The organism is Streptomyces malaysiense, from assembly GCF_000980885.2.
GTDB lineage: Bacteria > Actinomycetota > Actinomycetes > Streptomycetales > Streptomycetaceae > Streptomyces > Streptomyces malaysiense.
In genome coordinates this window covers 1-238 of the sequence record NZ_LBDA02000227.1, presented here as the reverse complement: position 1 = coordinate 238, position 238 = coordinate 1, and the positions used below count along the sequence as shown (strand labels likewise).

Sequence of the window (238 nt, the reverse complement as noted above, 5' to 3'; positions counted from 1 at the left end):
CCCGGGTGATCAATTAGGTTGGAACCGCTGGGACAGGCACGAAAGAAGGCGGAAGTCGGAAATGAACGCAGACGGCCGTACCAGGCTCAACCAGATGCCCGAGTGGACCGCTCTCGCCAAGCACCGGGAGGAACTGGCCGACACCCATCTGAGGGATCTGTTCGCCGCCGAGCCCGAGCGCGGCACCGGGTACACGCTGCGGGTCGGCGATCTCCACATCGACTACAGCAAGCACCTG

Annotated in this window: 1 pseudogene; it reads left to right on the top strand. The window is 63.9% G+C overall.

Annotation, left to right across the window (positions count from 1 at the left end):
• Nucleotides 1–61: 61 nt before the first annotated feature.
• A pseudogene (locus VT52_RS39340) lies at nucleotides 62–238 on the top strand (glucose-6-phosphate isomerase); the annotation flags it as partial.